The following is a 24,123-nucleotide window of genomic DNA, read 5'->3' on the forward strand; positions in this document are numbered from 1 at the left end:
GAACACGCATCGGAAAGGCGAGCGCTATCAGACTTGCGGCGCTTTCTCGAACAGTTGAACGAGATGGCCGTCGGGATCGCGAAGGGTCAGTATGCGACCATGCGATCCCATATCGCGGAATTCCAGCACCTCCACGCCACTTGCGGCGAGCTTTTGCCTTCGGTCATCCATGTCATCGATCTCGAAGACCGGAATGGCACCTGATGGGCTGCCTTGTAGTCCAGCGGGATATTCCTCGATCGCCCCAATGGCAAAATTCGTGCCGCCGGCGGTAAACTGTACCCAGCGGCTACCGTCGGCGAATTTTACCTCCAGCCCCAATAGGTGCTCGTAGAAATCCCTGGTCGCCGCGACATCTCCTGCGACCAGCCATGTATTCTGCAGACGTTTTACAGGCATCGTCCCTCCCGCTTCAGTAGACTGTCCAGCCTGCATCGGCGACGATGCAGGCTCCGTTGATATAGGCGGCGTCTTCAGAGGCCAGAAACACGGCGATGGGCGCGATGTCGTCCCCCGTCGCCTGCGGCGGCCGGGTCGGCAACCCCTTCTTTCTCAGCTCCCATCCCGATGGAGACGGTTCGCTGCCTGATGCAATATTGGTTTTCACCGACCCCGGTGCAATGCCGTTGCAGCGTATGCCGCGATCGCCATAGGCCGCTGCCACCGAACGGGTAAGGCCAAGCACGCCGTGCTTCGTGGCCGTATAGGCAAACCCCGCCCTGCCCCCTTGGAAACTTGCGATGGAGCAAGTGTTGACGAAGATACCGGCGCCGCGTTGCAACATGCCAGACAGCGCGGCACGGGTGACCAGGAACGGGCCGGTAAGGTTGACATCAAGCACATGCTGCCAAAGAGCATCGTCAGTTTCGTCGACTGGCGCCATGCGATCGAGCACGCCGGCATTGTTGCAAACCACCTCGGGCGGACCGAAACGGGCTTCCACCGCCGCCAGCATGCCGGCAATCGGTTCCGGTTTGCTGACATCCGCAACGTGGGTTGCAAAGCTTTCCGGTGCGTCGATGATCGCCGCCGTCTCCTCCAGCCTTTCGGCGCTGAGATCGGCGGCGAAGACCCGGGCGCCAGCCGTCACGAAGGCCTGTGCCATTGCCCGGCCGATGCCGGACCCGGCTCCGGTGATGATTGCCACTTTCCCATCCAGACGCGTCATGAGGTCAAGTTCCCTATTCAATTTAATCGATCATGCGCCGTAAAAACTGCCGGCGCGATAGATCAGTCCGGGGCGGCCGGGCTGCACGCGCGCGGCAACCACCGAGCCGATGAAAATGGTGTGGCTACCCCAATCGAGAGTTCCGGCCGTGCGGCAATCGAAGACCGCAAGCGCATCGGCAAGCGCCGGCGCGCCGGTCCGCATGTTATGCCAATCGCCGAGATCGAAGCGTCTTTCGCCACGAATTCCGTCGCGTCCGGCAAAGCGGCTGGCGACCTCGCTTTGTTCGGCCGCCAGCACATTGACGCAGAAGAAGCCGCTCTCGCAGATCGCCTTGTACCCGTCGGAACTGCGATTGATGCAGGCAAGCAGCGTCGACGGTTCGGCGGAAAGCGAACAGACGGCGGTTGCCGTCAAACCACGCTTTCCGTCCTTCGAAAGCGTGGTGACGACGGTGACGCCGGCGGCGAATTCGCGCATGGCGGCACGAAAATCGTCCGCGGCCACGGGCGGGTCGATACAGCTATTTGCCGCCGATCCGAATGACATGTTCATTTCTCCTCTCCCAAATAGGCACTGCGCACGCGGGAATGGTTGAGCAGCTCCTCACCCGAACCCGAAAGCGTGACCTCGCCGGTCTCCAGCACGAAGGCATGATCGGCAATCTCGAGCGCACGGTAAGCATTCTGTTCCACCAGCAGCACCGTCACACCCTGGCGATTGATGCTCTGCACCGCGTCCAGAACGGTATCGACGATCTGCGGCGCAAGGCCCATCGTCGGCTCGTCCAGCAGCAGCACGCCGGGCTTGGTCATCATGGCGCGTCCCATCGCAACCATCTGCTGTTCCCCACCCGACAGCGTGCCGGCAATCTGACGCCGCCGCTCGGCGAGGCGCGGGAAGAGCTCGAGTATTTTGTCCAGATCCTGCTTGCGTCCCGTCTTGTCCTTGCGTGCGAAGCCGCCGATCTCAAGATTTTCAAACACCGTCATGCGCCCAAACAGGCGGCGCCCTTCTGGGACCTGCGCAAGACCTTCGCGCACCCGCAAATGCGGCGGGAGTGCCGTGATATCCTCCCCGTCGAGGAGCACGGCGCCGGATCGCACGTCCCGCAGGCCACAAAGCGCATTGAGGATCGTGGTCTTGCCGGCGCCGTTTGCGCCGACGATGGTGGCGATGGTGCCGGCCGCGACATGGAAGCTCGCGTCGCGCACGGCAGCGATCTCACCATAAGCGACAGTCAGGTTTCTGACTTCGAGGGATTTCATTCGACGGCCACCTTCCTGTCCGCTTGCGGCGCCCGGACGCGGCGACTGCCGAGATAGGCTGATATCACCCGCTCGTCGGCCTGGATTTCGGATGGCGTCCCTTCCGTCAGGACCGTGCCGCGATCGACGACGGTGATGCGCTCGGCAACCGCCATCACCACCTTCATGTGATGCTCGATCAGGATGACGGTAATACCGAGCCGGCTCCGGATTCGCTCGATAAGCTCCACGAGGGCCACACCTTCCGACGGGTTCATGCCCGCCGCCGGCTCATCGAGCATCAGAAGACGTGGACCGGCAACGATCGCCCGGGCAATTTCCAGCCGCCGCTGGTCGCCATAGGAGAGATGCCGGGCAAGCTCGTTCGCCCTGTTTTCAATGCCCGTGAAGGAGAGGATTTCGTGGGCCTTCTCTCTCGCCTCGCGTTCTTCCCTCCGATATCGCGGCGTGCCGACAACGGCCTGCCATATCGGGCAGGATAACCGGCGATGCAGCCCAACCAGAACATTGTCCACCGCCGTCATATCCGGAAACAACCGGACGTTCTGATAGGTACGGGCAATGCCGTATCGCGCCACGCGATGAGCAGGAAGACCGTCGATCCGCTCGCCGGCAAGATGGATGGTCCCGGCGGTGGGTTTGACGAAGGCGGTGATGCAGTTGAATAACGAAGTCTTGCCCGCGCCGTTTGGCCCGATGATGGCATGGATGCTGCCGGCGGCAATGCTCAGATGAACGTTGTTGACCGCGTGCAGGCCGCCGAAGCTTTTATAGAGGCCGTCGACTTCCAGAAGCTTATCCACGTCAGCCATGGGCGGCCCCCTTTCCGGCGGAAGCGACCTTAACCGGCCACAGCCCCTCGGCACGGACATGCATCATCACAACGAGCGCCAGACCATAGAAGAGATAGCGGAATTCGCCGAACTCGCGCAGAAGTTCCGGCAGGCCGATCAAGACGGCCGCGCCCACCAGAACGCCGGGCAGGCTGCCTAGCCCGCCGATGACGAGGATCGCCAGCACATTGATCGATACCAGGAGCTGGAACGAAGACGGGAAGACCGAACCGATCAGTACCGCGAAGACGGCGCCGGCTGCCCCTGCAAAAGCGGCCCCTACCGTATAGGCGACCAGTTTCGAAGCGACCGGATCGATCCCGAGTGCCTGCGCGACATCCTCATCCTCGCGTAGGGCGAGCCAGGCCCTGCCGATGCGCGAGCGCTGAAGCCGCCAGGAAATGAAGGCGACCACGGCGGCAAGCGCCAGCGCCAGGTAATAGAGTTCGGTGGGTTGGTTCAGCACGATGTCACCGAGCATGGGCCGCTTGATGCCGATCATGCCCTGCGAACCGCCAAGGATCGGCGCCAGAGCGTCCGAGAGAACGAGAACCCGGACGATTTCGCCAAGGCCGAGGGTGGCCATGGCCAGATAGTCGCCGCGCACGCGCAGCACCGGCAGACCGAATAGGAAGCCGGCCGTTGCGGCCAAGCCGATCGCAATCGGCATGGCCAGCCAGAAGGAGATGTCGGCGATCGCCAGCGGTCCGTCGGAGCAGAGCAGTGCGATCGTATAGGCACCGACCGCAAAGAAGGCGACGAAGCCAAGATCGACAAGGCCGGCAAGCCCGAGTTCGATGTTGAGCCCCATGCCCATCAGCATGTAAAGCGCGACCAGCATGGCGATCTGCGCCACGAAATCGCTGGTGATCATCGGCAGCAGCAGAACCGCGACCAGGAGTGCCGCAAGCCCAAGCCGCGATTGGCCGTTGCGCGGAGACGCTGGCCGCAAGGACCTCATGTAGGACATCAGCGCGGCAGCTACGATGAGGACGCCGCAGGCCAGCGGATTGAGCCCCATGGATCCGAATGCCGCGCGAGCAAGCGAGACGCCGCCCGGAAGATTTTGTATCGTCGCGACGAGAACGTCGCGAAACAGTCCAGCGATAAGCGCCGTTGCAAGGCCCGTCAGGATTGCGCGGCGCAGGTTTCTACCCAGTTGAGCTAGTCCTGCTCCGGCAAGGGCGAAGACCAGAGCGCCCGCCAGAATGGCGGCGAAGGACTGCCACGATGCCCTCGCGAAACCGAAGCTCATGGCATTCAACAGCATAGGACTAGCAGCCACCAGGATCGTGCGGATATTGGTCGTCGCGACCAGGGCCAGCATGAGAATGAGGCAAATGGCGGCGATGAGACCGGCGACTGCGCCCCAGGCAAATTTGGGCGTTTTGGATAGGCCGATTTCGTCCGCGGCCCTCGCGCCGCAATAGCCGGCGACGCATGCCGTGACCGCGAGCACGATCTGCGAGAGGGTGAGCGTGTCTTCGACGATGAAGCGCTTGTCCATGAGGACATAGGCGCCGATCAGCGCGAAAGCCACGGCCGAAAGACCGGCGAGCACGCCGATGCGCAAGGCTTCTCGCGCCGCGCTCCGGCGTTTGCGCACAAGCCTGTAGGATGAAGTGACGACGTTGAAGGACATGGCTCAGGCCCTCTTCGCGGCAAGCCGCTCGCCAAGCAGGCCCTGCGGCCTGAAGATGAGAATGAGCACCAGCATGCCGTAGCCGATCACATCCTTGAGCTGGTAAGGCGCGGGCAGGCCGTATCCTTCCAGCAGGAGCGCCGGCCCGAGCGCCTCGGCAAGCCCGAGAACCAGGCCGCCGAGCATGGCGCCGCCAAGATTGCCGATACCGCCGAGGATCGCGGCCGCAAAGCCCTTGATGCCGAGCGAAAAGCCGATGAAGACGGTGATCTGCTTGAAGACCAGCGCGTAGAGAACGCCGGCAACACCGGCCATCGCACCGCCGATCGCAAAAGTGAAGACGATGGTGCGGGAGACATCGATCCCGACCAGGGCCGCCGCGTCACGATCTTCGGAAACAGCGCGCATCGCCTTGCCGAGGGGAGTGAGGCGAACCACGGCGGCCAGGCCGGCGAGCGCGATCGCCGCAAAGACAAACGCAACGATCTGCGGAATGGGGATGACGAGGCCGGCAAGGTTGACCGTTCCCTCCATCCAGCCAAAGGACGGATAGGCGCGATTGCGGGTGCCGAACAATCCACGGGCACCATATTGCAGCACGAAGGACAGACCGATCGCGCAGATCAGCGGCGCGAGCGAGCGGACGTGCAGAAACGGCCGGTAGGCAATGCGCTCGATGGTCATGGACACCGCCGCCCCGGTTCCCATGGCGACCGCCAGCACGATGGGCAGCGCCAAAAGCGGCGCGGCGCTGGTCAGGCCGGCATCCGCCAGCGCCAGCGCCGCGAACAGACCGGCAAAGGAACCGATCATCATCACATCGCCATGCGCGAAGTTGATCATCCTCAGTATCCCGTAGACCATGGTGTAGCCAAGCGCGATCAGGGCATAGACACTACCGATCGTCAGCCCGAAGACCACGAAAGAGACGAAATTGGTGAGAGAGTAGGTGCCGGCGGTCACTCCGCCGGCAAGCCCCACCAGGACGACCACCGCCACGGCGATACGGATGGCGAGCATGAGATGATCGACCCAAATCGATCTGCGCAGCCATTCCGATATCCCGTCGCTGATCGTCACGGAGACGGCACGCGCGTTCATGGGTAGATCCGCTTGGGGTTTTCGCCGGGCGCGAAGGATGAGGCATCGTCGCTGACGAATTGCCACACGGCATAGGTTGCAGCGCTGCAATCGCCATAGGCGTTGCATGAGAGCATACCGGTCAGCCCAGGCACGTTCTTCGAGGCCATCATGGCGTCGTGCAGAGCCTTGCGGCCGATGTAGAGATTGCCCTCGGCATCGGTTTTCGCCGCCGTCTTGATCGCATCCAGCGTCAGCAGCGTGGCGTCATAACCATAGGCGCTGAAACCGCCGGTGGGCGCTTCGCCATACTCATCCTTGAACTTCTTCACGAAGACCGGAAACCGTTCCGAGAAGAGTTCGGTCGACGGTCCCACAAGACGAAAGCCGACAATATCCTTGCCCGCCGCCTCGATAACATTGGCGCTGAAGACACCTTCGCCGCCGATCACCGTCGTCTTGGCAAGATCCGGCACTTCCGGAAGCTGACGCAGAATGAAGCCGATGCTAGAGGTAAAGACTGGGGTGAAGATCAGGTCAGGCTTCTTGGTGGAGATGCGCGTCAGCACCGGACGCATGTCGGTATCGGTCGGGGAGATCGCTTCGCTGGCGACGACGATACCGCCCTTGGCGGTGAAATCCTTCTCGAAAGCCCTCACCAGCTGTTCGGTATAAGGGCTGCCGTCATGGATCGTGGCGACCGTCTTCAAACCGAGCTTCGAGACGGCGTAATCGACGGTGAAGGAGGCGCTCAGAAGGTCGTTCGGCACGACGCGCAGGAAACCCTTGAACTCGGCCGGGCGATCCGCCGCGGTCAATGCCGGAGCGGTCGCACCGATGCCGACGCTCGGGATCCCGGCATTGGCAAGGATTGGAAGGCCGGCTCGCGCGCCGCTCGAGCAGGTCGGGCCGACAACAGCGATGATCTGCTTGTTGCCGGCAAGCTTGGTGGCGGCGGTCTGCCCGCCCTCGGCGGTGCATTGGGCGTCTTCACCGAGAAGCTTCACCGGGAAATCCAGCACCTTGCCGCCCTGATCCGCGATGGCGATTTCCGCCCCACGCAACTCGTCGATACCCTGGTTGGTGTCACCGCCCGATTGCGAGGTGTAACCGCCGATCAGGATGGGATCTCCCTTGGCGATTTTCACGACGCCGATATCGTCGGTCACGGGTCCCAGCGTTTCGGCGGAAGATGAAGATACAATGGTCGTCATGAGCAGTGTCGTAAGCGACGCCGCTGCTGCGAATTCTTTCAACATGTCGTTTCCCTCTGGTTCGATTGTCCCCGTGAGCGTCGTTGCGTTCACGTCATCTGCTGAAATTCCCTGTCTGTCCTTCCGAGGCGTTTCCTTCCCTATGCGGTCTATAGTCGGCTTCTATCGGCCGATCCTGTCGAGCGGACCCAACTCCTTCTCGACAAGCGGCAGTACCTCTGCACCAAAGCGCTCGAGCGAGCGCCGCGCGCGGGCAACCGGCATGTCGCCGAACTGGAAGAAGCAATTGTAATGGCTGGGCCAGAGCGTCCTGATTTCGGCGATCAGCCTTTCAGCAACATAATGGGCGTCGCCGATCAGGAGATTGTCGCGGAAGACCTCAAGCGGCGGCTCGTCCGGAAAGGGAGCGGCAACCACATGCGAGCCGTCCAGCGTCAACACGTTGCTGCGCAATCCGTGCACCAGCCTCCCCACCCAGCGGGCGCGTTCGGCTGCCTCCAGCGCCTCTTCCTTGCTGTCGGTCACATGGACGTATTGTTGCAGGGCAACCGGCATCGATCTGCCATCCAGACCTCCGGCGACCCAGGCCTCCCGTACTTTCTCGGTAATACCGGGAAGCGCCTGCGATCCGCGCCAGCCGGCCGTGACGAACGGAATCCCGCCCCATCTCGCGAGCGCCTTCAAGATCGGCGGATGCGGCGAGGTGCAATAGACCGGCGGCATCGGTCTTTGCTGGGGCCGCACCGTGAAGACGGCTTCCGGCACATCGACATAGCGGCCCTTCAGCGCCGCGCGTCCTTCCGTCAGCGCCTGTTCGACGATGCTCCAGTATTCGAGGAAGATATCGGTCTTCTCCGCCACCGCAGCGCCATAGCGCTCGAATTCATAGGCCTGGTATCCGGTCCCGACACCGAGAACGGCCCGGCCGCCGCTCAACTGGTCGAGAAGTGCGATCTCCTGCGCCACGCGCATCGGGTGATAGAGCGGCAGCACGACGACGCCGGCGCCGAGCTTGATGCGGCTGGTGATGCCCGCCATATGCGCGGCAACCATCAGCGGTGAAACGCTGATCGAATAATTGGTGAAATGGTGCTCCGCGAACCAGGCAATCTCGAAGCCGATATCCTCGGCAAGCCGGACCATGGTGCGCGTATCCTCGATGATGCCGCCGATCCCGCCCGGATTGTCGCGAAGGCTCATGAGGTTGAAAATGCCGAAATGCATGTTGAGTGCCCTGCTTTGATTGGGGAAATGGATCAGGCGATGAAATAGCCACCGCTGATGGCGACGGTTTCGCCGACCATGTACCGGTTCTTCTCCGAGAGGAGGAACACGATGACATCGGCGACATCCTCTGGCTCGGCGGCGCGGCCGATGGCGGTCTGGGCCGCAAGCTCCGGCAGAAAGCCCGCCGCACGCGCCTTTTCCGTCGCGATGCCGGCGGGTGCCACGCCGTTGATGAGGATATTGTCCGGCGCGCAGGCCTCGCCGAGGCTTTTGGTCAGGCTGACCACCGCTGCCTTCATCGCCGCGTAGTGTGCATTCTTCGGATGGGACTTCAGAGCGTCGATGGAAGCGACATTGACGATACGGCCGCCGCCATTTTCCTTCATATGCGCGATGACGGCGACGGAGACGGCGTAGAGGCCGCGCACATTGACCGAGAAGCTGAAATCCCAGTCCTCGTCGCTGATGTCGAGGATCGGCCGTCTTGGGTAGACGCCGGCGCAGTTGCACAGGCCATGAACGCGGCCCGCTCTGGCGACGACATTACCGACGAGCGCGGCGGCACTCGCGCGGGTGGTGATATCGCCGATGATCGCGAATGCCGCACCGCCGGAAGATTCGATTTCGGCGACTACCGCGTCGGCGGCCTTCGGATCGATGTCGATGATCGCGACACGCACGCCTTCCGCCGCAAGTCCGAGCGAGACGGCCTTGCCGAGCCCGCTGCCACCGCCCGTTACAATCATGGTCTGGTTCTTCATGATACCCCGCTTGGCCGGCCTCACCTTGCCGGTTTCGAATGTCGATGGGGGACTGTCTCCGGTCTTTGGATAATCAGCAAACGATCTCTTCTCATGACCCGATAAGCGCAGACGCTATGACAAGGCTGACTGAAGCTGTACTGTCGTGCACATTAGATAAGCTAATTTGTGGGCCGACCGATCCATGCCTATCATTTAGGCTACCTGGCGAATGCCGGAGAAAATCAAATGCCGTCCGCGCCGAAACGCAGGCCGGGACTAGGGAAAGAGACAAATATGGTCAAGCTCGGCCTCTTTAACCTGATGGGGCTCTACGACAGGAACACGTCGCCGGCCTCCGTGCTGAAGACGACGGTCGACGCTGTGAAAATGGCCGAGGATTTCGGCTTCGATGTCGCATGGTTTGCGGAGCACCATTTCACCAATCATTCGATCTGCCCCTCCTCCATGCTCATGGTTGCCCATTGCGCCGCCGAGACCAAGCAGATCCGGCTGGCGCCCGCCGTGCTGGCGCTGCCGTTCTATGATCCGCTGCGCCTGGTGCAGGAGGCTGCCTTCACCGATCTCCTGACGCATGGGCGGCTCGTGCTCGGACTGGGTTGCGGCTACCAGCCGCACGAATTCGAGCGGTTTCGCGTGCAGCCGGAAGAACGGCATTCGATCATGCTCGAAGCCTGGACGATCCTCGAACAGGGGCTCACCGCCGGCGTCGTCGAATTCAGCGGCCGGCACTTCTCCATCCCTCGCACCGAACTCTCCATGCGTCCCTTCGGCCTCGCCATGCCAGACGTCTTCGTCGCCACCAGCCACCCCGATCCGATTGCGCGCATGGTCAGGGGCAATCACACACCCTTCATGAGCTTCGGCCATCGCGGCCTGAGCGCGGCGCGGAGTTTCAAAGACAGGATTGCCGCGAGCTGGGCCGACGCCGGCGGCAACCCGGACACGATGCCGCTTGCCGTACAGCGTTATGTCTACGTCACCGAGGACCGCGACGACGCGCGCCATGCGGCGCAGTGCGTACGCGACCTCGCCCGGGCGGCCGTGCCGCTTTCGACGGCCGACCCCACGCGGGACGGCCCGTTCCTTCGCCTGATGCCGCTTAACGACGAGCCGCCGCTTGACGATTTCCTCGACAACGCCGTCATCGGACCGGCAAGCTATTGCGCGGAAAAACTCGCCGGGGAAATCGAGGCGCTCAAGCCGACGCATCTTTCCTGCTTCATGGGTTTTGCCGGCATCGGGCGGCGGGAAACGCTCGCCTCCATCGAGCGTTTCGGCTGCGATGTCATCCCCCAGCTCGAGGGTCTGGTGGAACTGCGCAACACGACGTTAAGGGATGCCGCATGAACGAACGCCCCTTCGGAACCAAGTTGCTGGGAGAGGCGATCGAGATCGCCACGAATGAGGCGGTGCCGACTGCACCGCAGGACTGCCAGCCATCCGGAGGTTCGGGGCGCCGCATGAATCGACTGCCGCCGCTCAACCTGTTTCGCGTCTTCGAGGCGGCCGCGCGCCACGGCAGCTTCACCGCTGCCGCCGACGAGCTTTGCGTGACGCAATCGGCGGTCAGCCAGCAGATCCGCCAGATCGAGGATCTGTTGGATGTGCGGCTGTTTCGCCGCCTGCCGCGTCGGGTCGAGCTGACACGCGAGGGCACCCAGCTTGCAAGCGCCGTGCATGAATCGCTTGCCCTGCTCGCCCGCGCCTGCGAGCGCATCGTCGACCCCATGGCGCCGACGGTGCTATGCATCAACGCGCCGCCGGCAATTGCCTCGCGCTGGCTGGTGCCCCGACTGAAGCGTTTCATGCAGCTCAATCCGCAGATCAAGGTAACGCTGCTCGCCTCCAACGACACGGTGAATTTCGATCGCCAGGATATCGATGTCGCCATTCGCTGGGGGCGCGGCGACTGGCAGGGTGCAAGGGTGGAAAGGCTCGGCCCCGACAAGCTGTTCCCGGTCTGCAGCCCCTCCGTCCTGCGCGAAGGGCCTCCGATCGTCAGCCCCGGCGATCTTGCCCACCATACCCTGCTGCAGAACATGAATTCCAGCCTCTGGGCCACCTGGTTCGCAACCGCCGGCGTCGGCAGCGTCAATTTCGATGAGACGCTCTATTTCAACGATGCCGGCCTGTTGCTGGATGCCGCGGTACAGGGCCAGGGAATTGCGCTCGCCAACCACATGCTTGTCGAAAACGACCTCAAGACCGGACGATTGATCCGCCCTTTCAATATCGAGATACAAAGTGGAGAGAGCTACCACATCCTGACCAGCCCGGATTTTTCCGAAAAAGCCGCCGTCGCCGAATTCCGCCAATGGATCCGCGCCGAGGGTGCCGAAGCCGGTTGAAGCTACGACGAAAGACCTTTAGCTATTTATAGGTGATCGTGTTCCCGGCCCTCGGCCGATTGAAGAAGTGGCGGTCGAAACTGTAGCCATTCGTTCCGGTAAAGCTTGCAAACAGCGCCGAGACGGGTGTCGTCAATGTGTATTGCACGCGGGTCAGCACGACCTGTACGCCCGTTTCCTTGATCTGCGAGGGGACGTCGATCGGCGTTGCCGCCCCATAGGTCAAGGCAGACGTATTAAGCGCGGCTGACCAGTTGACCGTGGCGTTGCCGCTTTTGCTGATGTCATCCACCGCGACCGTGATCGTGAGACCTGTGGTGTCATAGGGTTGCAGGATGAAGCTTGCTCCGGAAAGAAGTTTGGCGACGTCGGATTTCGTCCAGGTGCCTTGCTGCGAAATCATGTCGCCCGTGGTGGAGGCGATCTCATCGATCTTCCGGCTAACCGTGAGCGCATGGCCGAGATCGACGGTTCCGACAAGCAGGAGCAGCAGGATCGGCAGGACGATTGCGAATTCCACACCCGAAGTGCCGGACCGGTCACGCGCCAGACGGCGAAGGCAGAATGCGGCAAACCGGTGGATGGGCAAGCTCCGTTTCATCATCAAAAAGGCTCGTTGCGAAACAGAACGGAGGAGCCGAGCAGATAGCGGCCGTCGGCCATCTTGTTGCTCGAAAACGTGAAGAAGTTGACGACGGCGTCCCAGGGCAAGAATGCCTGAACCAGAACGAAGTCGCTGCCCTTGCCGATATTATAGGTCTCGGTCACGGCAAGATTGCCGCTGGCATTGATGGGATTGGCACTGGTGGCCGACGACAGATCGGAGAGTATGTCGACCTTGACCAGGAGATTGCTGGAACAACTGAACGCCAGAAGCATATCGTCGCAGATTTTGGCTTTGAAAGCGGCCTGGCTGATCTTGGACGAAGCAACCTCTCCGGTGCGTATCATTCGAGAAATCTTTTGAACCGATGCGTCCATTGCTGAATTCACGAAAAACATCACCGATATCTCGATGATCGCGAAGATCAGCATGAACAGCGGCAGGGCCAGGAGCGCGAACTCGATCGCGGCCACGCCTTTCCGGTCAGCGAGGAGGCGGCGGAACGATGCAAAGGGCCTTGCTCGCATCATTGAGTCAGCCGAACGGAGGCGAGATATTGTGTGAAGAGTGCCGACAGGCCGTTCGTGATATCCGTGGCCGAGGACGCGGACATGAACAGACCCTTTGAGGATGCACAGTCGGACAGCGCATAGGGGATATAGTCGCGTCGCGAGATGCTGGTTGGCACGCCGCTCTCCATCGTGCCACCCCAGGTACTTTTCCAGTTGGCGCTCGCCATGGTCGATCCCACGGTTGCGTTGTAGCCCCAGTCCGTGGTGATCGGCAGATATTCGGTATAGAGAACCGCCATGGTGGCGGATTGTTTTTTGATATTGGCGCACCAGTCCGGATTGAACGGAGCGACCTTGTACCAGTATGGCCCGGATATCGGCTTGTTGTTTTTCCAGATCACGCCATCGGTCACCCATTCGCGCTGGGACTGGACCCCGTCCGTCAGCAGGAGAACCAATTTGAGCGGTGTCGCCGAGGAAGAGCCGTCTCCGCCCGTTCCGACTTTACTCTTCAGCGCTGCCAGGGCGACGTCAAAATAGGTATAGGTCGTCGAGGTTGCGCTGGTAAGGCCGGCTGTCGGATCGTCCAGACGTTTGCTCGCGGTTGTCGTGTCCAGAGTCGGTGCCAGAACCTCCGTGATCGTATCACCTAGGCTATAGAGTCCGACCCGGATCCGCTCATGATTCTTGTCATTGGTGTCGATCATGTCGATCACTTCATGAACGGCATCCACGGCAACATCCGCGCGCAACTTGATTTTCTTGTCCGTGCTATAGGCATAATTGTCGGGATAGGTCGTGGTGCCGATCGTGTGTGAATCGCCGGTATGGCAGGCGAACTGACATCCGATGCCCTTATACATCGCCTGCTGACCCGCAGTCGTCGCCGCCAGCAGCATCGATGGGGACTTGTCGATCACGATGTAGACGTTGAGGTAGGACGATGCCGGTCCCTTCACGGAGCTTGCGACGCTGACGGGGACGGTATTGATATTGGCGATCTTCATCAGCGTCGTGGGAACAGTGCCGCTCGCTGTTGCCGTTATGCTATGGCTGGTCGTATCGATTTCGATATCGCCAAGAGAGTAGCTGCTCTCCGTCTGCGCATGGAACCAGTCGGACACCTTTTGCTTGAGGGCATCCGTATCACCGGCGTCGACATTCTTGACCGCGGCGATCAGCGCCGCGTCGAGATCACTCTGCATGCTCTGGCGAACGTTGTAGGCGCGGATATAGTCAAAGCTGGCACCGACCGCGAGGAGCATCGGCACGAGGGTGAGAGCAACAACGATTGCTACGTTGCCGCCGCGGCTCCTTCCCATCGCGCGAAATATTGCGAAGAATCGGTTATTTAAAAAATCCAGCTTCAAGAACCACCATCACCTAAATCTACGAAAAAGTGATGGGTATCACGGCCATACGAAAGTTAATCTTTCATGGATTCTTACATCTACCGAACAAAATCACAGTCTTCGTCGATGTTTTCTGCGTAATCTGGATATTTATTCGCACTTCGTATCTTAGTAATGATGTATAGTTAGCATCCAATAGTAGAGTTAGTTATATCAAAAATATTATCCACGGCTGTCCCGCCAGCAAGACCACTCAATTCGCCGCCTCCTCCGCCACCTCTATGTTGCGACCGTCAACCCCAGGCTCCCGCGTCGACAATGTCGGATTATATCGCGCGCGCATTGCATCGGCAGACTGCCGGACGACTTCGGAAATCTGCAGGAATTGCTTGGCCAGAGGATTTGTCTTGCGCCAGATCATGCCGATCGTTCGCGACGGCTGGACATTCTGAAAACGAGCGACCGACACCGACGCCGACCGCGTCTCCACTCCAACGGCCATTTCCGGGATCAAGGTGACACCAATGCCGGCGCTGACCATCTGAACCAGTGTGGACAAAGAGCTGCCGTCCATCAGTTCCCGCGGCAGCGCCGACTGTATGTTGCAGAACGACAAGGCCTGATCGCGAAAGCAATGCCCCTCCTCAAGCAGAAGCAGCCTCATTTCACGGAGCGCTTCACGATTGGGCACCGGCTTTCCCTCATCCTCGCCCGGCCGGACCAGCACGAAGTTCTCCGAGAACAGCGAAACCTCGGTCAGCGAAGGCTCGGAGACCGGCAAGGCAACAATCGCGGTGTCGAGCCGCCCCTCCGCCAGCTCCTGCACCAGCTTCGAGGTCAGCGTCTCGCGCACATGAATCTCAAGTCCGTCATGCATGCGTGTGAGATTGCCGATGATGGCGGGTAGTAGGTAGGGCGCGACCGTCGGGATGATGCCTATCCGCAGCCGCCCCACCAGCCTGTCCTGCGAAGCCCTCGCCAGATCCCCCAGTTCGTCGACCGAACGCAGGATCTCGCGTACGCGCAGCGCAAACGCCTCTCCGAAGCTGGTGAGCCGGACCTGGCGCGCGCCTCTTTCGAAGAGCTCCGTACCCAGCGTTTCCTCCAGCTCCTTGATCTGCATCGACAGAGCGGGCTGCGAGATCGCACAGACATCGGCCGCGCGCCCGAAATGCCCCTGCCGTGCTAACGCCTCGAAATAGCGAAACTGCTTCAGTGTCAAATTTGTCATAAGTCTACCTTATCGCGACGATCAGAAAATCCAACTTAAATTAATGAAGGGGCTTGGCTATAGTACTCGAAGCAAAGATGAGATGCGTCACTGTCACATGCGGCCCGTAAGGTGGCTGCCGACCGTGCGTAGCTCACCGATGTCCGGACTATCCAGAACGCTGACGCCCAAGCACGTTCGCCTCAGGACTGTCTTTCTCAGACTAGCTCAATTCAAAGAATCTCAAGGGAGAGAATTATGGATACGAAAGTCGACAACGCGGGCAAATGTCCCGTCGTGCATACGCACACGGCCCATGGCGGCAGGTCGAACCGGGACTGGTGGCCGAACCAGCTCAACCTTAGGATTCTCCATCAGAACTCCTCCCTGTCCAACCCTCTTGGCACGGCGTTCAACTATGCCGAGGAATTCAAGAAGCTCGACCTGGAGGCCTTGAAGAAGGACCTCTTCGCGCTGATGACCGATTCGCAGGAGTGGTGGCCGGCCGACTTCGGTCACTACGGCCCGCTTTTCATCCGCATGGCCTGGCACAGCGCCGGCACCTACCGCACCGGCGATGGCCGCGGGGGTGCGGGAGCCGGTCAGCAGCGTTTCGCGCCGCTCAACAGCTGGCCTGATAACGTCAACCTCGACAAGGCACGTCGCCTGCTCTGGCCGATCAAGCAAAAATACGGCAACCAGATCTCCTGGGCCGACCTGCTCGTCCTTACGGGCAATGTCGCCCTGGAATCGATGGGCTTCAAGACCTTCGGCTTTGCCGGCGGCCGCGCCGATGTCTGGGAGCCGGCGGAAGACGTCTATTGGGGCTCAGAGGACACCTGGCTTGGCGACAAGCGTTACTCCGGCGACCGCGAGCTCGAAAAGCCGCTCTCCGCCGTTCAGATGGGCCTGATCTACGTCAACCCGGAAGGCCCGAACGGCAACCCGGATCCACTTGCCGCGGCCCGTGACATCCGCGAGACCTTCGCACGCATGGCTATGAACGACGAGGAAACCGTGGCCCTCATCGCCGGCGGTCATACCTTCGGCAAGACCCATGGCGCGGGCGACGCCGCACATGTCGGCGCCGATCCCGAGGCAGGCGATATCGAGGAGCAGGGCTTCGGCTGGAAGAGCAGCTATGGAACGGGCAAGGGCGGCGACACGATCAGCAGCGGCCTGGAAGTCATCTGGACCACGACGCCGACGAAGTGGAGCAACAACTTCTTCGAAAACCTGTTCGGCTTCGAGTGGGAACTGACCAAGAGCCCGGCCGGCGCCCATCAGTGGACACCGAAGAATGGCGCCGGCGCGGGTATCGTGCCGGACGCGCACGACCCGTCCAAGCGTCACGCACCGTCCATGCTGACCACGGACCTTTCCCTGCGCGTCGATCCTGCCTATGAGAAGATTTCGAGGCGTTTCTTCGAAAATCCGGATCAGTTCGCCGATGCCTTTGCTCGCGCCTGGTTCAAGCTGACCCACCGCGACATGGGACCGCGCGTACTCTATCTCGGCCCGGAAGTTCCCTCCGAAGAACTGATCTGGCAGGATCCCATCCCCGCCGTTGACCACGCGTTGATCGACGCCAAGGATATCGCCGATCTCAAGGAAAAGATCCTCGCATCGGGGCTGCCGATCTCGCAGCTGGTCTCGACCGCCTGGGCCTCGGCTGCCACTTTCCGCGGTTCTGACAAACGCGGCGGTGCGAACGGTGCACGTATCCGCCTTGCCCCGCAGAAGGATTGGGAAGTCAACCAGCCGACGCAGCTGGCGACCGTGCTCGCAACACTTGAAGGCATCCAGAAGGCATTCAACGACGCCCAGTTGAGTGGCAAGAAGGTGTCGCTTGCGGATCTGATCGTCCTTGCCGGCTCTGCCGCAGTCGAAAAGGCAGCCAAGAATGCCGGCCACGACATCGAGGTTCCGTTCGCGCCCGGTCGTACCGACGCGACGCAGGAACAGACCGATGTCGAGTCCTTTGCTGTTCTGGAGCCGATCGCCGACGGGTTCCGCAACTATCAGAAGGGCGAATACACCATTTCGCCCGAGGAATTGCTGATCGACAAGGCGCAACTGCTGACACTGACCGCGCCGGAATTGACGGTTCTGGTCGGTGGCCTGCGCGTGTTGAACGCCAATACCGGACAATCCCAGCATGGTGTCTTCACCAAGCGCCCTGAAACGCTCACCAACGATTTCTTCGTCAACCTGCTCGACATGGGCACGGCATGGAAAGCTTCCCCGGACTCGAAATATGTGTTCGAAGGACGCGACCGCGATACGGATGAAATCAAGTGGACCGGCACCCGTATCGACCTCGTCTTCGGCTCCAATTCGCAGCTGCGGGCGCTGGCCGAGGTCTATGGTCAGGGCGATACGCAGGAGAAGTTCGTACGTGACTTCGTGGCGGCCTGGACGAAGGTGATGAACGCCGATCGCTTCGATCTGGTCTGATCCGGACCGTAAACGCATTCGGGCGCGGCTGAATCCCAGCCGCGCCCGATTCCATATATTGGAAGCCTTACTGCGGATTGACCGCTCGGCTAGCCAGGCGGAAGGGGCTGGATATTGTTGCACCGATGGCATCGAAGACGAAGGCGCCGGCCTGTCCAACAGCGTTCGTTTTTCCATTCGTGCCGGCATCAAAATTCGGATTCATCGACGCCAGAGCGATGAAGCGATCATGATTGCCTGGATCGGAAGCTTTGAGCGCTGAAATGTCGATCAACCGGACACCGGCCTTGACCGCCGCTTCCCGGACAACTTCATCCCTGACATCAAGCGCACCGACGCGGGGCACACCGCTACCCAAAAATGTCGAAGCTTCCAGAGCCCGATCGTCCGGCGAAACGAGAACCGTCAGAGGAGGAGACATTTTGCCGATGACATTCAGCTGCGAGATAAACACATCCGCATCGATATCCGGAGCCGCCAGGACCACAGTAAGCTTGGCCAGCACATCCTCCCGGCCTTCCAGCTTCAATTGCCTGAGAGCTTCGGTGGTCAACCAGCCGCCCATGCTATGACCGAACACCATGACTTCGCCGCGCTTGCGATCCCTGGTGATATCTACGAGAAGCTGCGTCAAGTTATCCCGGGAAAATGTGGCTGAATCCTTGTCGGCTATATAGCCCGCCAGAGCGGCCTGCGACGGCCATGAAAACAAGATCGGCACCGCCGGGAGATTTGAATCGGCTCTCAACTGGGCAAGCCGAAACAGGGATTCCTGAAAGTTATAATTATAACCGTGGACGAAGACGACAACCCGGCGTTCTTCGCCCTTGTCGGGAAGTGTCTTCAAAAAACTCTCCCGGTTAAGGACGGCTTGCCCAGTGACCGCGAATGTCTTCTGCGGGTCAGGTTTCGGACGGGGCCATTCTATCTGGCCGCTCTTATGCGTCGGAGGAATGGAGATCGTGAAGCGGGCGTAGTTTGTTGAAATCGATCGCCCATTCGTGAAAATATTCTGCGCCGGATCTTTTCTTGGCCTGGTCGTTGCTGAGTAGACCGTGAAAGTATTCGTCGTTGCAGGCGCTTTGGAGACCGTTTCCAATACCTCAGGTCCTGGGCGGCCCGCACATGACGCAAGCATAGCCATTATCAGAAGCAGGCTAAATCTTTTCATTCTCTGGCCTTTGCGCCCGGTTGCCACGCAAGGGCATTAGCACGCGCAGAGGTGCCATTCAAATGATTCATTGACTCATGCGTCAACGAATTGAAAGCGGTCATCGAGAGATGCCCCCTCTACCTAAGCCCAGTACAAGGTACCGGCAAGGCGCCCATCATTTTCCAAGCCGCAGCAAAATCCATTTTATAGGCTATTCGGATAAGGGAGATACTTATCGAATTTCAGGTTGCGAATATTACTATTTCTTTTCTAAACAATACTGGAGACACTCGCCATTTGTTATTAATGCTGTACTCTGCATCGTGCTATGAAGACCTGTCAGCTCGAATAGGACGCGCGCATGCAAATGAACGCCGCATTGCCGGATGGGAAAGAACAAAGACCAACTCACGAGCGCATAAAAATCCTTTACATTCAACCCGGTACAAACTCATTCGCAGGCATCGAGCGCGTGGTCGATACGATATGCTCTGCCCTGTCCGAAAAATACGCAGCCGATTTCGAGATCGACGTCCTTTACACGTCTCACCACAAAAACCGGCCAGCCGGAAAGCAAAGCTATAATACGATCGACAGAATTGCCCGCAGCAGACGAGAGTTGATGTCTATCTTAAGAAGCGTGTTCAAGAGCAAGGACTACGGCCTTATCGTCGTCCCGCAGATTGAGCCAACGGTCATTTGCATGATGGCTTGCCTCGGAATCCGAAGGAATTTCGCCATGCATCTGCATGGCAATCCACGGCTGGAACCGAGCCATCTGAAGGCCAAGATCCTGTTCTTCCTGATGAGGATCTATTTCATCAAGCGCCTCTCCTATGTCTTCGGCACATCACCCAAGCAGCTTGAATCATTCAAGGCAATGTTTGCCAGCAAGACCCCGCAATATTGGCTGCCAAATCCCGTCAGAAAATTCGATGCTGGAAGAATAAAACCTCTTGAGGACGTAAACTGCGTTACCTTTGTGAATGTCGGCCGATTTTCCTATCAAAAGGGGCAGGACATCCTGCTGGACGCATTCGCGGAGCTCTGCAAGGTTCGCAAGAACGTCAGATTGAAGGTCGTGGGTTATGGCGCGGGAGAGGCCGAACTGCGCGATCAGATCAGTCGACTGGAACTTGAAGACGTGGTGAGCATCGAGCACCATCCGGACAATCCACAACCGGCCTTATCCACCAGTGACATCTACGTATCGACGTCGCGTTGGGAAGGCTGGTCGCTGGCAATCTGCGAGGCCCTGAGGTTCGGCCTGCCGGTCATCTCGACCGACTGTGAATTCGGTCCGAGCGACATTCTCGTCGACAGGCGTCTCGGACGCCTTGTTCCAGTGAGCGGCGGCGATGAACTGGTCAAGGCGATGATTTATTACTGCGACAACCTGCAGGATGAATTGTCCCATGCGGAATTCAGGCAGAGCTTCATAGACAGCTTCGATACCGAGCGGGTTGTCGATGTGCATGCGGATGCCTTGCGGGTCGCCGCGAAGGAAATTTCGTAAGCCATGGTGACTGGGCCGCTGCTCGCCTAACCCGGCAAATCGACGGGCATCACGCATAAACCTGCATATAGTCGACCCGCATATGGGTTAGCCGGTCTTCCGGCTTCAGCGGATTGGGGAACGGCACGTCCGACCGCAAGGCGAGCGTAAGCAGTGGCCAGAACACGTCGTTACCCGCATCCATCTCCGCCGCGCGCCCCAACGTCCAGTCGATAGGCTGCTGGGTTTTCGGGTCACGGATCTGTTTGCGCTCGAAGTAGAAGCGGCAGCGGGCGCCCTCGATGAGCAGGCCGTAGCGGAAGTAGCCCGTGGTGATGTCGACACCGGTCGGGACGCCGATGCCCTCATGATGCTCACCCGGCTTGCCCCATTCGTGCAGGTATGCGCCATAGAGATCGCGTTCCCACCCCTTCTGCTCGACGACATCAAGCTCGATGCTTGTCTTCGGGAAGAGAATGCTCCTGCCGTTCATCAGCCAGAAAGCAGGAAAGCTCAAGGGATGGGCGGGAAACCGCATCCGCGCCTCGAAATAGCCGTGCCGCCATCCTTTGAGGATCGTGCCGTCAGGCTTGGCCGTCTGGATATTGCCGGAAATCCATTGGTATTCAGGCTGGTTGTTGCCGTAATAGTTCGGCACATTCATCTGGCGTCCAATATACTGGGCCGAGATTTGAAGCGCCTTGCCGTTGCTCGCTGATGGGTCATCCACGATCGCATAGGGATTGAAGCCCTCTTCGCCATCGATCCGGCTGAAGGCGGATCGTCCGTAGAAGCCGGTATCGAAGGTGGTCGCCTTGGGGCCTGCATCCCATATCGCCGTGTCCAGCGTCGTAAATCCTTCGTCGAAGATAAGGCTGCGACCTTCGGTCGGATCGGGAGCCTCTTCAGCGGAGGGCCGTTTGTTCGTCAACAGCAGACCGCCGGCGGCGGCAAGCGAGGCAGCTCCTATCAGGACGTTGCGCCGAGAAGTTGCGATCGTCATTTCCTGTCCTCTGTTGGTCCATCGTGCGCTTCGATGTTACGTCGCCAGCTAGGCTGCGGCTTGTGCGGTTTTCGAACCCGTTTCAAGGGCGCCCGCATAGACATCCATGGTCTCGCGAGCGACACGGTCGATCGTCATGCGTTCGATCCGTATCTGGCTCCTGTCCTGCCATTCCCCGATACGGCTGGGGTCTTCGAGCAGGCCGCAGAGCGCTGCCGCCAGCGCCGGCGGGTCATGCGGCGGCACGAGAATTCCAGCCGCGCCATATTCCAGCAGTTGCGGAATGCCATCCACCTTTGTCCCGATGACGGCGCAGCGAGCCTCACGCGCCTCCGAGAGGACCAAGGGGGCCGGGTCGGCGTGGGACGGCAATACGAAAATGTCGGCGCCCACCATCCAGGGGAAGGGATCTTCCTTTGCGCCGAGGAATGTGACGGCCGCCGCGCAGTCCATTTGCGCGACCGCCTCCTGATAGTCGGCGTGGAACGGCCCCTCCCCGACAATATAGAGCCTCGCCGCAGGATGCTTCTCATGTGCGAGCCGGAAGGCTTCGAAAAGATCGGGAAGGCCCTTTCGAGGGTGCAGACCGCCGACAAAGAGGATGCTCGGAGACCCGAGAACGATGGGCAACGGACTGCGGTTTTCGATACGCGCCGAACCAATCGTGCCATTGAGGACGACACGAAGCTTCGATGTCGGGATTCCGCGCTTCAGCATCGACGCGCCGACAGCCTCGCTCACCGCGATCACGCGCGTTCCGAGCCCCATCAGGATCGCACTTTTCTCGAATTCATTGTGGACCGTGGTGACAAGAGGGATGCCGGCGACCTTGCAGATCGGCCACGCCAACACGGCGCTCGTCATCATATGGGCGTGAACGATCTCCGCCCGCCATGCGCGAACATGCCTGCGCAACGCATACGAGGATTTCAGCAGGTTGAACGGCTTTCTCTGATGATCGATCACCACGGTCGTAACACCATACCTGTGGAGCAGCTGATCGAAATCGCCGCCACCGCTCGCGACGCAGACATCGTGGCCAAGCTTGGCTTGCGCACAGGCAAGATCGACCGCCGCATGGACATGTCCATTCAGCCTGTTCGTGTGATTGAGAATATGCAAAATCCGCATGAAACCGCACCCAATACCATTGTCGACAAATACAAATTTTCGATGCCGGAATAATTCTATGTCACTTCTCAATATTCACGACTATATTCCGCAGAGACGTCAGCCATCATTGAGATTCCAAGCCTATCCGGCACATATATATTCTTCATTTCCCCACGGTCGCGCGGCAAATTATCTAGGCAATTTGCTTGTCGCGCAGTGCGGCCTCGGCCTCCACTGTGGAGGCGCGTGCGGTCGGTTGATAGTTGAATCCGCCCTGGCGGCCGAGAGATTCGAGGCCGAACGCCTGAAGTTGCCGGATGGCTTCGGCGGCGTGTTGAGCAGCGCCTCGGCTATAGATCGGATAGGCCTCTTCCAGGACATAGCTTCCTTCGAGCTTGAGGTCGCCCTGGAATAGTCCATTGGCGCGGACATGCTCCCTGAAGTCGTCCTCGGCCTGCTGTACCGAGCCGCCGGCGTGATTGCCGATGACCTCCGCCGTGAAATATTCGCGATCGTCGGCGCAACCATAAAAGTCGGAATACATCGTCAGGCGCTTCCACGCGCCCTCGTGGGAAAAATTATAGATGATCGACTGACGAAAACCGCGATCGCCGGAAAAGCTGAAATAAAGGCCGATGAGCGTGATCGTGTCGAGCTTTCGCCCGGAATCGAGCCCGCATAGCTCTTCCGCCCTGTGAATGGGAATGGTCGAGATGATGCGGTCGCATGCGACAAGTCTGTCTTTGAGCTGCAGGTGAAACTGGTCCTGAACCTTGTAGACGCTCAGCATTTCAGCAGCCAAGTGAAACGCGGCACCGTCCTTTTCCAGCCGATCGGAGGCCGCTTTGTAGAGAAAGCGAAATCCCTCCTTGGGGCGCGCCATTTGCCGATTGGTCGGGCCTTGCCGTTTCGGTTTCAAAACGCGGGAAATAAGGTTCTGAATGGAGGCATGCTCGCTGATCCAAAGCATCCGCTTACGGGCGAGTTCGATATCGATCCCATCCGTCGCAACTCCGTAGAAGCGCCTCATGTAGGATTCCAGGCCGGAGCGATGGAGCAGCCGTCCACCAATCCAATAGCGCGCAAACTCTCGCGCATTGCGCATTTTCCGCTGGAACAGGCGGGCATAGATCACCGAGGCAAAAATCCGCGCGCTTTCCAGCAGGCCCGCACCGAAAATGTCGTCCCGAACCGAGATCGGATAGGTGGTGATCATCCCTTGAGGGTTCAACCGCGCCCATTGCGGGGTGATCGGCACATATAAAGGCAGCAACTCGGGAAAGTGCTCAAGCAGCGGAGAATCGTCCTGGAAAATCAGGCTGCCGATGTCGAAGGTGTATCCCCCGGAGGACCAGTCGATGTGATTTCCGCCGATATGGTCATATTCGTCGACGATGAGAACCCGGGCACAGCCCTGCCGCAGCAGTACCGACGCGGAAACCAGTCCTGAAATACCGGCCCCAAGAACGACGGCATCAAACCGTTCCGCCTCGGTGACGGGGTCGATGATGGTCTGATGGCCTGCATCATTCATGGAGTCACCCTCACCTCCAGCCGTTTTACAAGCGTAGATTATCTTTTGAGATATTGGAAGTTGAATTCAAACATACAATCTAAATAATTCGGATATTACAGTGCATACTAATCCTCATCAGGAGATAAATGGAACATAAATTCAGG

22 protein-coding genes are annotated in these 24,123 nt (G+C 59.8%); 4 read left to right on the plus strand and 18 right to left on the minus strand.

Translation table 11 applies throughout. The features are described 5' to 3' along the window. Positions 1-27: 27 nt before the first annotated feature. The 10 genes from PMI03_RS07500 to PMI03_RS07545 form a co-directional block, all read right to left on the minus strand. The gene (locus PMI03_RS07500; RefSeq protein ID WP_007691546.1) at positions 28-399 is read right to left on the minus strand and encodes a VOC family protein; all 372 of its coding nucleotides are present in this window, start codon (positions 397-399) and stop codon (positions 28-30) included. Positions 400-412: 13 nt separating this feature from the next. Next, the gene (locus PMI03_RS07505; protein WP_007691548.1) at positions 413-1,168 is read right to left on the minus strand and encodes an SDR family NAD(P)-dependent oxidoreductase; all 756 of its coding nucleotides are present in this window, start codon (positions 1,166-1,168) and stop codon (positions 413-415) included. 30 nt (positions 1,169-1,198) lie between these two features. Then, the gene (locus PMI03_RS07510) at positions 1,199-1,717 is read right to left on the minus strand and encodes a flavin reductase family protein (RefSeq protein WP_007691551.1); all 519 of its coding nucleotides are present in this window, start codon (positions 1,715-1,717) and stop codon (positions 1,199-1,201) included. Between the two features lie 2 nt (positions 1,718-1,719). Beyond that, the gene (locus tag PMI03_RS07515; RefSeq protein ID WP_007691553.1) at positions 1,720-2,436 is read right to left on the minus strand and encodes an ABC transporter ATP-binding protein; all 717 of its coding nucleotides are present in this window, start codon (positions 2,434-2,436) and stop codon (positions 1,720-1,722) included. Next, positions 2,433-3,248 carry an ABC transporter ATP-binding protein gene (locus PMI03_RS07520; RefSeq protein ID WP_007691556.1) on the minus strand — a complete coding sequence of 272 codons (816 nt, stop codon included), beginning with the start codon at positions 3,246-3,248 and terminating at the stop codon, positions 2,433-2,435. The genes PMI03_RS07515 and PMI03_RS07520 overlap by 4 nt, the downstream gene beginning before the upstream one ends. Then, a complete protein-coding gene (locus tag PMI03_RS07525) occupies positions 3,241-4,911 on the minus strand; it encodes a branched-chain amino acid ABC transporter permease (RefSeq protein ID WP_007691558.1) in 1,671 nt (556 codons plus the stop codon). Before PMI03_RS07525 ends, PMI03_RS07520 begins: the two co-directional genes overlap by 8 nt. Positions 4,912-4,914: 3 nt before the next feature. Beyond that, positions 4,915-6,012: a branched-chain amino acid ABC transporter permease gene (locus PMI03_RS07530; RefSeq protein WP_007691559.1), complete on the minus strand. Its 1,098-nt coding sequence runs from the start codon at positions 6,010-6,012 to the stop codon at positions 4,915-4,917. Continuing rightward, positions 6,009-7,250, minus strand: a complete 1,242-nt coding sequence (locus PMI03_RS07535; RefSeq protein ID WP_007691561.1) for a branched-chain amino acid ABC transporter substrate-binding protein — start codon at positions 7,248-7,250, stop codon at positions 6,009-6,011. The genes PMI03_RS07530 and PMI03_RS07535 overlap by 4 nt, the downstream gene beginning before the upstream one ends. 117 nt (positions 7,251-7,367) lie before the next feature. Continuing rightward, positions 7,368-8,429 carry an LLM class flavin-dependent oxidoreductase gene (locus tag PMI03_RS07540; RefSeq protein WP_007691563.1) on the minus strand — a complete coding sequence of 354 codons (1,062 nt, stop codon included), beginning with the start codon at positions 8,427-8,429 and terminating at the stop codon, positions 7,368-7,370. Between the two features lie 32 nt (positions 8,430-8,461). Next, a complete protein-coding gene (locus PMI03_RS07545; RefSeq protein WP_007691565.1) occupies positions 8,462-9,193 on the minus strand; it encodes an SDR family NAD(P)-dependent oxidoreductase in 732 nt (243 codons plus the stop codon). A 276-nt stretch (positions 9,194-9,469) separates the two neighbouring features. Between PMI03_RS07545 and PMI03_RS07550 the strand changes: the two genes are divergently transcribed. Both PMI03_RS07550 and gcvA read left to right on the plus strand, forming a co-directional pair. After that, positions 9,470-10,543: an LLM class flavin-dependent oxidoreductase gene (locus PMI03_RS07550; RefSeq protein WP_039973686.1), complete on the plus strand. Its 1,074-nt coding sequence runs from the start codon at positions 9,470-9,472 to the stop codon at positions 10,541-10,543. Next, entirely contained in the window at positions 10,540-11,544 is a 1,005-nt protein-coding gene (gene gcvA / locus PMI03_RS07555; protein ID WP_007691570.1) for a transcriptional regulator GcvA, read from the plus strand. Before PMI03_RS07550 ends, gcvA begins: the two co-directional genes overlap by 4 nt. 22 nt (positions 11,545-11,566) lie before the next feature. Here the strand turns inward: gcvA and PMI03_RS07560 are convergent, their stop codons facing one another. The 4 genes from PMI03_RS07560 to PMI03_RS07575 all read right to left on the minus strand — a co-directional run bounded on the left by PMI03_RS07560 (position 11,567) and on the right by PMI03_RS07575 (position 15,243). Further along, entirely contained in the window at positions 11,567-12,148 is a 582-nt protein-coding gene (locus PMI03_RS07560) for a TadE/TadG family type IV pilus assembly protein (protein ID WP_007691573.1), read from the minus strand. After that, positions 12,148-12,678: a TadE/TadG family type IV pilus assembly protein gene (locus PMI03_RS07565; protein WP_007691575.1), complete on the minus strand. Its 531-nt coding sequence runs from the start codon at positions 12,676-12,678 to the stop codon at positions 12,148-12,150. The genes PMI03_RS07560 and PMI03_RS07565 overlap by 1 nt, the downstream gene beginning before the upstream one ends. Then, positions 12,675-13,982: a TadE/TadG family type IV pilus assembly protein gene (locus PMI03_RS07570; RefSeq protein ID WP_174053636.1), complete on the minus strand. Its 1,308-nt coding sequence runs from the start codon at positions 13,980-13,982 to the stop codon at positions 12,675-12,677. The genes PMI03_RS07565 and PMI03_RS07570 overlap by 4 nt, the downstream gene beginning before the upstream one ends. A 283-nt stretch (positions 13,983-14,265) precedes the next feature. Further along, complete coding sequence (locus PMI03_RS07575) at positions 14,266-15,243, minus strand: hydrogen peroxide-inducible genes activator (RefSeq protein ID WP_007691580.1); 978 nt, start codon at positions 15,241-15,243, stop codon at positions 14,266-14,268. Between the two features lie 237 nt (positions 15,244-15,480). On the opposite strand from PMI03_RS07575, the gene katG reads away from it, so the two are divergent. Next, complete coding sequence (katG, locus tag PMI03_RS07580; protein WP_007691582.1) at positions 15,481-17,679, plus strand: catalase/peroxidase HPI; 2,199 nt, start codon at positions 15,481-15,483, stop codon at positions 17,677-17,679. 67 nt (positions 17,680-17,746) lie between these two features. On the opposite strand, the gene PMI03_RS07585 is transcribed toward katG, so the two are convergent. Further along, positions 17,747-18,823: an alpha/beta hydrolase gene (locus tag PMI03_RS07585; RefSeq protein WP_374190986.1), complete on the minus strand. Its 1,077-nt coding sequence runs from the start codon at positions 18,821-18,823 to the stop codon at positions 17,747-17,749. 370 nt (positions 18,824-19,193) lie between these two features. On the opposite strand from PMI03_RS07585, the gene PMI03_RS07590 reads away from it, so the two are divergent. Beyond that, positions 19,194-20,348, plus strand: coding sequence for a glycosyltransferase (locus tag PMI03_RS07590; RefSeq protein WP_007691584.1), 1,155 nt, complete (start codon positions 19,194-19,196; stop codon positions 20,346-20,348). 49 nt (positions 20,349-20,397) lie between these two features. Here the strand turns inward: PMI03_RS07590 and PMI03_RS07595 are convergent, their stop codons facing one another. The 3 genes from PMI03_RS07595 to PMI03_RS07605 form a co-directional block, all read right to left on the minus strand. Further along, positions 20,398-21,330: a family 16 glycosylhydrolase gene (locus PMI03_RS07595; RefSeq protein ID WP_007691586.1), complete on the minus strand. Its 933-nt coding sequence runs from the start codon at positions 21,328-21,330 to the stop codon at positions 20,398-20,400. Positions 21,331-21,378: 48 nt separating this feature from the next. Beyond that, positions 21,379-22,461 carry a glycosyltransferase family 4 protein gene (locus PMI03_RS07600; RefSeq protein WP_007691588.1) on the minus strand — a complete coding sequence of 361 codons (1,083 nt, stop codon included), beginning with the start codon at positions 22,459-22,461 and terminating at the stop codon, positions 21,379-21,381. Between the two features lie 175 nt (positions 22,462-22,636). Continuing rightward, a complete protein-coding gene (locus PMI03_RS07605) occupies positions 22,637-23,977 on the minus strand; it encodes an NAD(P)-binding protein (RefSeq protein WP_007691593.1) in 1,341 nt (446 codons plus the stop codon). Between the last annotated feature and the right edge of the window lie 146 nt (positions 23,978-24,123).

This window comes from Rhizobium sp. AP16, from assembly GCF_000281735.1.
Lineage (GTDB): Bacteria > Pseudomonadota > Alphaproteobacteria > Rhizobiales > Rhizobiaceae > Rhizobium > Rhizobium rhizogenes.

Bases quoted from the DNA above. Each gene is read 5' to 3' on its own strand.
- PMI03_RS07500 (WP_007691546.1), bottom strand. From the start codon at position 399: ATGCCTGTAAAACGTCTGCAGAATACATGGCTGGTCGCAGGAGATGTC.
- PMI03_RS07505 (WP_007691548.1), bottom strand. From the start codon at position 1,168: ATGACGCGTCTGGATGGGAAAGTGGCAATCATCACCGGAGCCGGGTCC.
- PMI03_RS07510 (WP_007691551.1), bottom strand. From the start codon at position 1,717: ATGTCATTCGGATCGGCGGCAAATAGCTGTATCGACCCGCCCGTGGCC.
- PMI03_RS07515 (WP_007691553.1), bottom strand. From the start codon at position 2,436: ATGAAATCCCTCGAAGTCAGAAACCTGACTGTCGCTTATGGTGAGATC.
- PMI03_RS07520 (WP_007691556.1), bottom strand. From the start codon at position 3,248: ATGGCTGACGTGGATAAGCTTCTGGAAGTCGACGGCCTCTATAAAAGC.
- PMI03_RS07525 (WP_007691558.1), bottom strand. From the start codon at position 4,911: ATGTCCTTCAACGTCGTCACTTCATCCTACAGGCTTGTGCGCAAACGC.
- PMI03_RS07530 (WP_007691559.1), bottom strand. From the start codon at position 6,012: ATGAACGCGCGTGCCGTCTCCGTGACGATCAGCGACGGGATATCGGAA.
- PMI03_RS07535 (WP_007691561.1), bottom strand. From the start codon at position 7,250: ATGTTGAAAGAATTCGCAGCAGCGGCGTCGCTTACGACACTGCTCATG.
- PMI03_RS07540 (WP_007691563.1), bottom strand. From the start codon at position 8,429: ATGCATTTCGGCATTTTCAACCTCATGAGCCTTCGCGACAATCCGGGC.
- PMI03_RS07545 (WP_007691565.1), bottom strand. From the start codon at position 9,193: ATGAAGAACCAGACCATGATTGTAACGGGCGGTGGCAGCGGGCTCGGC.
- PMI03_RS07550 (WP_039973686.1), top strand. From the start codon at position 9,470: ATGGTCAAGCTCGGCCTCTTTAACCTGATGGGGCTCTACGACAGGAAC.
- gcvA (WP_007691570.1), top strand. From the start codon at position 10,540: ATGAACGAACGCCCCTTCGGAACCAAGTTGCTGGGAGAGGCGATCGAG.
- PMI03_RS07560 (WP_007691573.1), bottom strand. From the start codon at position 12,148: ATGATGAAACGGAGCTTGCCCATCCACCGGTTTGCCGCATTCTGCCTT.
- PMI03_RS07565 (WP_007691575.1), bottom strand. From the start codon at position 12,678: ATGATGCGAGCAAGGCCCTTTGCATCGTTCCGCCGCCTCCTCGCTGAC.
- PMI03_RS07570 (WP_174053636.1), bottom strand. From the start codon at position 13,982: ATGGGAAGGAGCCGCGGCGGCAACGTAGCAATCGTTGTTGCTCTCACC.
- PMI03_RS07575 (WP_007691580.1), bottom strand. From the start codon at position 15,243: ATGACAAATTTGACACTGAAGCAGTTTCGCTATTTCGAGGCGTTAGCA.
- katG (WP_007691582.1), top strand. From the start codon at position 15,481: ATGGATACGAAAGTCGACAACGCGGGCAAATGTCCCGTCGTGCATACG.
- PMI03_RS07585 (WP_374190986.1), bottom strand. From the start codon at position 18,823: ATGGCTATGCTTGCGTCATGTGCGGGCCGCCCAGGACCTGAGGTATTG.
- PMI03_RS07590 (WP_007691584.1), top strand. From the start codon at position 19,194: ATGCAAATGAACGCCGCATTGCCGGATGGGAAAGAACAAAGACCAACT.
- PMI03_RS07595 (WP_007691586.1), bottom strand. From the start codon at position 21,330: ATGACGATCGCAACTTCTCGGCGCAACGTCCTGATAGGAGCTGCCTCG.
- PMI03_RS07600 (WP_007691588.1), bottom strand. From the start codon at position 22,461: ATGCGGATTTTGCATATTCTCAATCACACGAACAGGCTGAATGGACAT.
- PMI03_RS07605 (WP_007691593.1), bottom strand. From the start codon at position 23,977: ATGAATGATGCAGGCCATCAGACCATCATCGACCCCGTCACCGAGGCG.